We start from the raw sequence: 8,805 nt of genomic DNA, 5'->3' as shown, positions 1-8,805 counted from the left end.
GGTGCGGGACCGTCCCCGCCGGCGCCCCGGCCGTCCGGGGAACGTGCGGGGCGTGCGGGAGACCGCTCAGGAGGCGGGCACGCCGGGAGCGGCGCCGCGTTCCTTGAGCATGTCGGTCATCAGCTCCAGTTCGGAGCTCTGGGCGACCACCATCGACTGCGCGAGTCGCTTCTCCGTGTCGTTCCTGGCCATGTCGACGTAGCCCTGGGCCATCTCGACGCCGCCCTTGTGGTGCTCGATCATCAGCTGGAGGTAGTACACCTCGGCGTCCCGCCCGCTGAGCGTGCGCAGCTTCGCGATCTGGGTGTTGGTGGCCATGCCGGGCATCAGCGAACCGTCGTGGGCCTGGTACTCGTGGCCCATCTTCATCCACGCCATCGGCGCGGCGGACGCGTGCTGGGACAGCCCCCACTGGTCCAGCCAGCCCATCATCATCCCGCGCTGGTTGGCCTGGGTGTTGATGATGTCGAAGGCCAGGGTGCGGGTCGGCTCGTCGGAGGTGCGGTCCCGGACGACGAACGACAGGTCCACCGCCTGCTGGTGGTGGGTCGCCATGTCGCGGGCGAATCCGGCCTCGGGCGAGTCGTCCGCCGGGACGGACAGCGTGGAGGAGCCGGACGCCGAGGTCCCGCTCGCCACCAGGGCCGGCACCCCGAGCGCCAGCGCCACGGCGGCGGCCAGCGCGGCCGGCCACCACATGCGCCGGCGGCGGGCGGTGCCGCCCGCGTCGGCGCCGGTCACATCTGCCCCATGGTGCAGGAGGCGCCGGGCTCCTGGGTCTGCTTGCCCTGGACGTACTTGGTGAAGAACTCCTCCACCCGCGGGTCGCTGGCGCTGTCCACGGTCAGCTGGGTGCTCCAGGCGTTCAGGGTGATGGTGCCCTGCTCGTCCGGGTACGGGCTCATCATCGAGTACGGGGTCTTCTTGACCTTGTCGGAGAGGAGCTTGATGTCGTCCGGGGTGGCCTTGCCGTTGTACGTCACCCAGACCGCGCCGTGCTCCAGCGAGTGGACGGCGCGCTCGTTCTCCAGCGGCTGGTCGTAGACGTGGGCCATGCAGTCCGCCCAGATCGCGTTGTGGTCGCCGCCGACCGGCGGGGTCATCGGGTAGGTGACCTTCTCCTTGACGTGGGTCCGGCTCAGTTCGCCGAAGGTCCTCACGCCCGGGATGTCCGCGTTGGCGGCGGCCTCCTTGTCCTTCTTCTTCTGGTTCTGGTCCATGACGATCCAGGTGCCGGTGGCGATCGCGCCGATCACCAGCACACCGGCCGCCACCGAGGCGATGATCTTGTTGCGGCGGTCGCGGCGCTGCTCGGCGGCGCGCAGCTCGGCGATCCGGGCGCGACGGTCGGCGGGCTGCTGCTTGCCGCCGGGCTTGTTGGACTGCTTGGAAGCGGAACCCATGATGGTCGTCCTTGTCCCCGCCGCACCGGTCGGTGGCGGCGGTCAGGTGGAGTGAGCGGAGGGGCGGAACCGTCGGCGGAGGTGAGGTGCCGACGGCGGGCCCGGCTCAGGACCGGTGGACTTGGAGTTCGTGGAGGTCGGGTACCGGGTGCGAGCCGTCCAGCAGACCGGTGGGCGCCACCCGGTGCGGCGCCTCGGGCGCGGCCGGGGTGAGCGGTGACACGGCGGGCTGCGGCTGCGGCGGCGGGTTCGGCAGCTGGGCGTCCTGCGGGCAGTACGGGTGGCTGGAGCAGCCGTTGTTGCGCGGTGGCTGGCCGTCGGCGGTGCAGAGGATCCAGTGCCCCTGTTCCTCGGCCGTCCGGTGGTGCTCCGCGGGCCCCGTGGACTTGGTGACCTTCGCGGCGCGGCCGGGGCGGGTGGTCTGCCCGGTGGCGACCTGGACGCTGACCACGCTGACGACGGTGACGGCGCTCACCGCGGCCTGCGCCGGCGCCGGATGGCCGGGGCCGTCCGCGGCCTTCGCCGGGCCCGCGCACGGCAGCAGCGTCAGCAGGGTGACGAGCAGCAGGACCAACAGCCCGGCTGCCGGGCGGCCCGCGGATGCGGCCCTCCCCGGTCGGGGTGAGCTGGGGGCCGACGCGGTCATGCGCACATTTAATCAGCCGAACGAGTGATGCGATGCCCCCCATCGGCCCCCATTTTCCGCGGTCCGCACGCCCGGATGGCCAGGAAACGCCCTGCTCCGGACACATCCGGCAAGCCCGGACGGAACGGAAGCGGACGAACGGGTGACGCACCCGCGACGGGGCCGGCGAAGCGGCTGGTGAGGGTGGTGGCCGGGACTTTCCGGTGGGTGACCGGTTGTCGTCGAAACCCGGACACGGTCGTCGCAGGTGGAGAACAATGTCGTCCAGCCCGGCCCGCCCGGGGGCGGCGCGACCACGGAACGACCAGGAGCCGCCAGATGAGCAAGCAGGGTGCACCCGCGCAGCCGCACCGGCCGGACGACGGTTGGTGGGACGCCGTCTACGACGGTCCGGCGGGCACCCTCCCGGACACCCCGCACGCCGACGCGGGGGACGGCAGTGTGGACGACTGGTTCGACACGGCGGTCGGGCTCATCGGGCAGCAGCGGTCGGCGGAGCCGGAGCCGGAACCGGAACCGGAGCCGGCGGTGGAGGAGGCTCCTGGGAAGCCGGACGGTCCGCACCCCGGTCCGGACACCCGGGACAGCATCGACGACTGGTTCGACACCGCGGTCGGCGTGATCGGCGGAGCGCCGGGGATCGGACGGCAGCGGACCTCCTCGGAGACCGATCGGTTCCCGGCCCCCGCCGTCGCCGCCGACGCACCGAAGGGGGTGGCGTCGGAGTCGGCGCCGGCGCCGGCGGTCGCACCCGGACCCGCACCGGAGCCGGAGGCCGTACAGGTCTCGCTGGAGAAGGCCGAACCGGCACCGGCTCCCGAGCCCGCAGCCGTCGTCGTGGAGGAGCCCGAGGCTCCCGAGGAACCCGAGGAACCCGAGGCCGTCGAGGTAGTCGAGGCGCCCGAGGCCGAGAAGGAACCTGAGGCACCCTCGGAACCCGAGGCCCCCGCCCCCCCCCCCACCGCCCCCGCCGCCGTCACCTCCGAGCCCGAGCCCGTCCATACCCCGGAACCCGACCCGGAGCCGTCACCCCCGACCGCGGCGGCCGTCCCCGATCCCCGGCTGGCCATCCGCGCCCCGCTCGCCGACGGCGGCGCGGCCGTCCCGCACGTCGGTGAACGCCCCCCGACGTACGGGTCCGAGCCGACGGCCGTACCGGAAGCGGACCCGGGCGCCCTGCGCGCGCTCGTCCCCGACACCGTGCTGGAGGGCGCGCAGTACGGGGCGTCCGTGCTGCGCGCCGCCTCCGTCCGGGGCGATTCCGCCCGCTACCGGGGCGAGCCGCGCCGCGACGCCCTGCTGGTCACCCGGTTCGGCGAGGGTGCCGACGGCCTGCTGCTCGCCGTCCTCGGCGGCCTGGACCGCACCGGCGACGCCGAGGACGGGACGGCTTCCCCGGAGGCGGTCGCGGCGGCCACCGGGGAGGCCTGCCACCAGCTCGCCGCCGCGATCGGGCGCAGCCGGGCCGGCCTGGCCGCCGACCTGCGCGACGGCGCCCGCGACCGGCTCCGCTACGGTCTCCAGCGCCTGGCCACCGGCGCGGTCGCCCCGCTGCGCGCCCTGCTGCCCCGGGAGGAGGGGGACGGCACCCCGTCCCCGGCGTCGCTGCACTGCCTGCTGGTGTCGTTGGATCCGGAGGCCGGTTACCGCGCGGCCTTCGGCGTCGGCCCGGGCGGGCTCTACCTGTTGCGCTCCGGTCACTGGATCGACGCCTACGCGGCGCGCCTGCTGCACCACCCGGACGGTCAGCCGCCGGTCCCCGACACCCCGGCCCCCGGCCCGCGCCCGTTCCGCTTCCGGCTCGTCCCCGCGACCCCGGGCGACATACTCCTCCTCTGCACCCCGGGTCTGGCCCGCCCCGTCGCCGACGAGCCGGCCGTCGCCCACTTCCTCTCCACCCACTGGACCCATCCCCACCCCCCGGGCACCGTCGACTTCCTCCGCCAGGTCCAGGTCCGCGCCAAGGGCTACGCCGACGACCGCACCGCCGCCGCGATCTGGACCGAGTGACCCGCCCCGGGGAACGGCTCCCGCCCCCGCCTGCCGCGTGGGAAGTCGGCCCGGCCGACTTCTCGCGCGCGAGGTGGCTCAGGTGCGCAGCAGGATGTTCGTGACGGCGGTGGCCTGGGTGAGGGCGGCGGGGCGGTGGGCGTCGGGGAGGCCGATGGCGATGGGGACGGAGAGGCCGTCGAGCAGGGCGCGGATCTGCAGCGCCCGGTCGGCGGCGGGGCCCGGGGTGAAGTGCCCGGCGGCGGTGCCCTCCTCGATGAGGGCGACCAGGTCGGTCTGCCAGGGCGCCTCGATCTCCTGCTGGCCCCGGCGGATCTCGTCGCTCGCGGGGGAGCGGCCCCACACCTCGACCCAGAGGATCCAGCGCGGGTCGCCCGCCCCTTCCGGCAGGTAGAGGCGCAGGTAGGCGTCGAGCCGCTGCCAGGGGTCGTGGGCGTGGTCGGTGAGGGCCTCGCGGCGGCGGGCGCCGAGCTGGTCCTCGCTCCAGCGGAGCGTCTCCAGCAGCAGCTGGTCCTTGCTGCCGAAGTAGTAGAGCAGGTGTCCGGCGCTCATCTGGAGCTGCTTGCCGAGCCCGGCCATGGTGAGCTTGGCGAGCCCGTGTTCGGCGATCGCGGCCCGGGCGGTGGCGAAGACCTCCTCGCGGGGGCGCGCGGGCCGGCGCGGGCGGGGGTCGGCCATCTGCGGATCTCCTCGGTGGGCGGCGCTCGGAAGGCTACCCGGGCGGGCGCGGGGGGCGCCCGCCCGGGTGGGGCCGGTTCCGGCGGTCAGAGCGCCTTGGGCTGCTGCTGGGTGATGCAGTGGATGCCGCCCCCGTTGGCGAAGATCTCGCGGGCGTCGACGAGTTCGACGGTGCGGCCCGGGTAGGCCCGGGCGAGGATGTCGGCGGCCTCCTGGTCGCGAGGGTCGTCGAAGGCGCAGAGGACGACCGTGCCGTTGGCCACGTAGTGGTTGATGTAGGAGTAGTCGACCGGCTCGCCGTCCTCGTCCAGTACGGCGGTGGGGGCGGGCACCTCGATGACCTCCAGCGGCCGGCCCTGGGCGTCGGTGGAGGCGCGCAGGAGGGCGACGAGGTCGCGGCAGACCTCGTGGTCCGGGTGCGAGGGGTCGGGCTGGACGTGGGCGACCACGACGCCGGGGCGGACGAAGGAGGCGACGATGTCGATGTGCCCGCGGGTGCCGAACTCGTCGTAGTCGCGGGTGAGTCCGCGCGGCAGCCAGATCGCCTTGGTGGTGCCGAGGAAGGCGTGCAGCTCGGCCTCGACCTGCTCCTTGGTCCAGTCCGCGTTGCGGCCCTCGCCGAGCTGGACGGTCTCGGTGACCAGCACCGTGCCCTCGCCGTCGACGTGGATGCCGCCGCCCTCGTTGATCAGCCGGGAGGCGAAGCGCTGGACCTCCGTCAGTTCGCTGATGTGCTCGGCGATGTGCTGGTCCTTGTCCCAGCGGGCCCAGGACTGCGCGCCCCAGCCGTTGAAGATCCAGTCGGTGGCGGCCAGCGAGCCCTTGCCGTCGATCAGGAAGGACGGGCCGATGTCGCGCATCCACGCGTCGTTCAGCGGGCGCTCGACGATCTCGACCTTCTCGGAGACGTACCGGCGGGCGTCCGCCGTCTCACCGGTGTTGACGATCAGCGTCACCGGCTCGTACCGGACGACGGTGTCGGCGACGGCGGCCCAGGCCTGCCGGGCGGCGTGCAGCTGCTCGGGGCCGTCGAAGGTGGGGTTGGCGGTGGGGAAGGCCATCCAGGTGCGGTCGTGCGGGTGCCATTCGGCGGGCATCCGGTAGCCCAGGGCGGCGGGGGTGGGGGTGGTCATGGCGAAGTCCTAAGCGGGTCGGGGTCCCAAGCGGGTCGGGGTTCCAAGCGGGTCGGGTCCCAGGCGGTCAGAGGAAGTAGAGGCGGCTGAGCGAGACGCTGTCGGCCGGCTCGGAGCGCAGCGGCGAGCCGTCCAGGGAGACCAGCCCGGTCTCGGTGACCTCGACGCGGCCGACGCGGGCGTTGCGCACCATGTCGCGCGGCCCGATGCCGCGGGTGCCCCGCACGCCGACCCGGCGGCGGCGGGTGGGCAGTCCGTCGGCGGGGCGGTCGAGGTAGGCGCCGTCGGCGGCGGCCTGGGCGACGAAGGCCACCGAGATGTCGGCGGCGGTCGCGCCGTGGGCGCCGAACTGCGGCCCCAGCACGAGCGGTTCGCAGCGGTCGGTGGAGGCGTTCGGGTCGCCGACCACGCCGTACGCGGGGAACCCGGACTTGAGGATCAGCTGCGGCTTGGCGCCGAAGTGGTCCGGGCGCCACAGCACGATGTCGGCGAGCTTGCCGACCTCGATCGAGCCGACCTCGTGGGCGAGGCCGTGCGCGATGGCCGGGTTGATGGTGAGCTTGGCGATGTAGCGCAGCACCCGCTCGTTGTCGTCGCCGCTCTCGACGGTGCCGAAGCCGCCGTCGAGGGGGCCGAGTTCGGCCTTCATCTTCCCGGCCATGGCGAAGGTGCGGCGCACCGTCTCGCCGGCCCGGCCCATGCCCTGGGCGTCGGAGGAGGTGATGCCGATGACCCCGAGGTCGTGCAGTACGTCCTCGGCGCCCATCGTGCCGGCCCGGATGCGGTCGCGGGCCATGGCGGCGTCGCCGGGCAGGTCGGTCTTGAGGTCGTGCGCGGAGACGATCATGTCGAAGTGCTCGCCGAGCGCGTCCCGGCCGAACGGCAGCGTCGGGTTGGTCGAGGACCCGATGACGTTCGGCACACCGGCCATCTTCAGGACGTTCGGGACGTGCCCGCCGCCGCAGCCCTCGATGTGGAAGGCGTGGATGGTCCGGCCTTCGAGGACCTTCAGGGTGTCCTCGACCGACAGGCACTCGTTCAGGCCGTCGGTGTGCAGGGCGACCTGGACGTCGTACTCCTCGGCGACCCGCAGCGCGGTGTCCAGCGCGCGGGTGTGCGCGCCCATGTCCTCGTGCACCTTGAAGCCGGACGCGCCGCCCTCGGCCAGCGCCTCGATCAGCGGGGCCTCGTCGGAGGACGAACCGCGGCCCAGGAAGCCGATGTTGACGGGCCAGGCGTCGAAGGCGTTGAAGGCGTGGCGCAGCGCCCAGGGCGAGTTCACGCCGACGCCCCAGACCGGGCCGAACTCCTGGCCGATGATCGTGGTGACGCCGGAGGCCAGCGAGGCCTCCATGATCCGCGGCGAGAGCAGGTGGACGTGGGTGTCGATGGCGCCGGCGGTGGCGATCAGGCCCTCGCCGGAGACGATCGTGGTGCCGGTGCCGACGACCACGTCCACGCCGTCCAGGGTGTCCGGGTTGCCGGCCCGCCCGATCGAGGCGATCCGGCCGCCGATCAGCCCGATCGAGGTCTTGCGGATGCCCAGGACGGCGTCGATGACCAGCACGTTGCTGATCACCACGTCGCAGGTGTCCCGCACGGCGGCGGGCTTGAGGTGCAGGCCGTCGCGGGCGGTCTTGCCGAAGCCGGCCAGGAACTCGTCGCCGGGTGCCTGGGAGTCGGACTCCACGCGGACGATCAGTCCACTGTCGCCGAGCCGGATGCGGTCCCCGGCGCGCGGGCCGTGCACGGAGATGTAGTCGTGCGGGGTGATCGAAGTCACGAGGGCACCTCGGAGTCGTCGAAGCCGGTCAGGTAGCCGGTCGCGCGGGCCTTCGCGAGGGCGGCCTCCTTCGCGCCGGGCGCGTCCAGGGGGCCGTCCACGAGCCCCGCGAAGCCGATCGCGACCCGCTCGCCGCCGATCGGCACCAGGCCGACCTCGACGGTGGCGCCGGGGTCGAAGCGCACCGAGGAGCCGGCCGGGACGGCCAGGTGGGTGCCGTAGGCGGCGGCCCGGTCGAAGGCCAGGCGCGGGTTGGCCTCGAAGAAGTGGAAGTGCGAGGTGACGGAGATCGGCACCCCGGAGGTGTTGTGGACGGGGAGCAGCAGCGTCTCCTCGACCGGGTCGTAGCCGGCGCCGTCGCCGATCAGCGCGCTGCCGGGGGCCTCGTCGCCGAGTGAGCCGGCGCCCCTGAACGGGTCGTTGACGACGGCGAGGCGGGTGCCGTCGTCGAAGACGGCCTCGACCTGGACGACGGTGACCACGTCGGGCACGCCGGGCAGCACGTCGTCGGCGGTCAGCACGGAGCGGCCGGCCTCGATGGCCTCGGCCAGGCGCCGGCCGTCGCGGGCGGCCTCGCAGACGGTGTCCGCGATCAGGGCGGTGGCCTCGGGGATGTTGAGGCGCACGCCCCGGGCGCGGCGGGCGCGGGCCAGTTCGGCTGCTGTGAAGATCAGCAGCCGGTCCCGCTCGGTGGGGGTCAGTCGCACGGTTCCTCGCTCGCGGTCGCCGGGGAGGGGGTCGGGGCCTCGGGGGCTTCCCGGGTCGATGTTAGAACGGCGTTCAAACATCTCGGGCCATTGAACCCGCAGCGGGCCGCCCTGTCCAGCGTTGCCGCTCCGCGCGGGTTCGGCTTGCCGGGCGGGGGCGGGGGACGGGGGTGAGGGGAAGCGGGGGCCCCGGCGCGCGGTGGGTCGGGCCCGGGGGCGCGCGGTCGGGCGCACGTGCCGTACGGGCGCCGGGTGTGCGCGGGATCGGGTGTCGGCGCCCCCGGATACGGCCTCTGCGCTTCGCAAACCTGTCCGGCGCGGGCAGTTGGATCACGCGGACCACCCCGTGCCCCTTTCACCCCACGTGATCGGACGCACACTGTTGCAAACGCCGCCAACTGGGCATGAGGATGAGTGGTCAGAACCAGGGGGGCCACCCGGCCGG

At 73.9% G+C, this 8,805-nt stretch carries 8 protein-coding genes; 1 reads left to right on the top strand and 7 read right to left on the bottom strand.

All coding sequences use genetic code 11. The features are described 5' to 3' along the window. Positions 1-66: 66 nt before the first annotated feature. The 3 genes from ACFRAR_RS20335 to ACFRAR_RS20325 all read right to left on the bottom strand — a co-directional run bounded on the left by ACFRAR_RS20335 (position 67) and on the right by ACFRAR_RS20325 (position 2,049). On the bottom strand, positions 67-699 hold the full coding sequence (locus ACFRAR_RS20335; RefSeq protein ID WP_380699509.1) for a DUF305 domain-containing protein: 633 nt from the start codon (positions 697-699) through the stop codon (positions 67-69). Positions 700-737: 38 nt separating this feature from the next. Next, positions 738-1,403: a DUF3105 domain-containing protein gene (locus ACFRAR_RS20330; RefSeq protein ID WP_380699507.1), complete on the bottom strand. Its 666-nt coding sequence runs from the start codon at positions 1,401-1,403 to the stop codon at positions 738-740. Positions 1,404-1,509: 106 nt separating this feature from the next. Beyond that, complete coding sequence (locus ACFRAR_RS20325) at positions 1,510-2,049, bottom strand: hypothetical protein (protein WP_380699506.1); 540 nt, start codon at positions 2,047-2,049, stop codon at positions 1,510-1,512. A gap of 318 nt (positions 2,050-2,367) precedes the next feature. On the opposite strand from ACFRAR_RS20325, the gene ACFRAR_RS20320 reads away from it, so the two are divergent. Next, a complete protein-coding gene (locus tag ACFRAR_RS20320; RefSeq protein WP_380699505.1) occupies positions 2,368-4,059 on the top strand; it encodes a protein phosphatase 2C domain-containing protein in 1,692 nt (563 codons plus the stop codon). 78 nt (positions 4,060-4,137) lie between these two features. On the opposite strand, the gene ACFRAR_RS20315 is transcribed toward ACFRAR_RS20320, so the two are convergent. The 4 genes from ACFRAR_RS20315 to ACFRAR_RS20300 form a co-directional block, all read right to left on the bottom strand. Beyond that, complete coding sequence (locus tag ACFRAR_RS20315) at positions 4,138-4,737, bottom strand: TetR/AcrR family transcriptional regulator (protein ID WP_380699504.1); 600 nt, start codon at positions 4,735-4,737, stop codon at positions 4,138-4,140. An 86-nt stretch (positions 4,738-4,823) separates the two neighbouring features. Next, positions 4,824-5,870 (bottom strand): agmatine/peptidylarginine deiminase, encoded by a 1,047-nt coding sequence (locus ACFRAR_RS20310; RefSeq protein WP_380699503.1) that lies wholly within the window; start codon positions 5,868-5,870, stop codon positions 4,824-4,826. Positions 5,871-5,937: 67 nt separating this feature from the next. Then, positions 5,938-7,653 (bottom strand): urease subunit alpha, encoded by a 1,716-nt coding sequence (locus tag ACFRAR_RS20305; RefSeq protein ID WP_380699502.1) that lies wholly within the window; start codon positions 7,651-7,653, stop codon positions 5,938-5,940. Continuing rightward, complete coding sequence (locus ACFRAR_RS20300; protein WP_380699501.1) at positions 7,650-8,360, bottom strand: urease subunit gamma; 711 nt, start codon at positions 8,358-8,360, stop codon at positions 7,650-7,652. The genes ACFRAR_RS20305 and ACFRAR_RS20300 overlap by 4 nt, the downstream gene beginning before the upstream one ends. Positions 8,361-8,805 lie beyond the last annotated feature (445 nt).

Source organism: Kitasatospora sp. NPDC056651 (assembly GCF_042792155.1).
Lineage (GTDB): Bacteria > Actinomycetota > Actinomycetes > Streptomycetales > Streptomycetaceae > Kitasatospora.
Note: the sequence above shows the minus strand (reverse complement) of the source record. Positions and strands in the feature narration are given on the sequence as shown.

What these genes read in the sequence shown, in the direction of transcription:
- ACFRAR_RS20320 (WP_380699505.1), top strand. Translation starts at nt 2,368, where the DNA reads ATGAGCAAGCAGGGTGCACCCGCGCAGCCGCACCGGCCGGACGACGGT.
- ACFRAR_RS20330 (WP_380699507.1), bottom strand. Translation starts at nt 1,403, where the DNA reads ATGGGTTCCGCTTCCAAGCAGTCCAACAAGCCCGGCGGCAAGCAGCAG.
- ACFRAR_RS20310 (WP_380699503.1), bottom strand. Translation starts at nt 5,870, where the DNA reads ATGACCACCCCCACCCCCGCCGCCCTGGGCTACCGGATGCCCGCCGAA.
- ACFRAR_RS20325 (WP_380699506.1), bottom strand. Translation starts at nt 2,049, where the DNA reads ATGACCGCGTCGGCCCCCAGCTCACCCCGACCGGGGAGGGCCGCATCC.
- ACFRAR_RS20335 (WP_380699509.1), bottom strand. Translation starts at nt 699, where the DNA reads ATGTGGTGGCCGGCCGCGCTGGCCGCCGCCGTGGCGCTGGCGCTCGGG.
- ACFRAR_RS20315 (WP_380699504.1), bottom strand. Translation starts at nt 4,737, where the DNA reads ATGGCCGACCCCCGCCCGCGCCGGCCCGCGCGCCCCCGCGAGGAGGTC.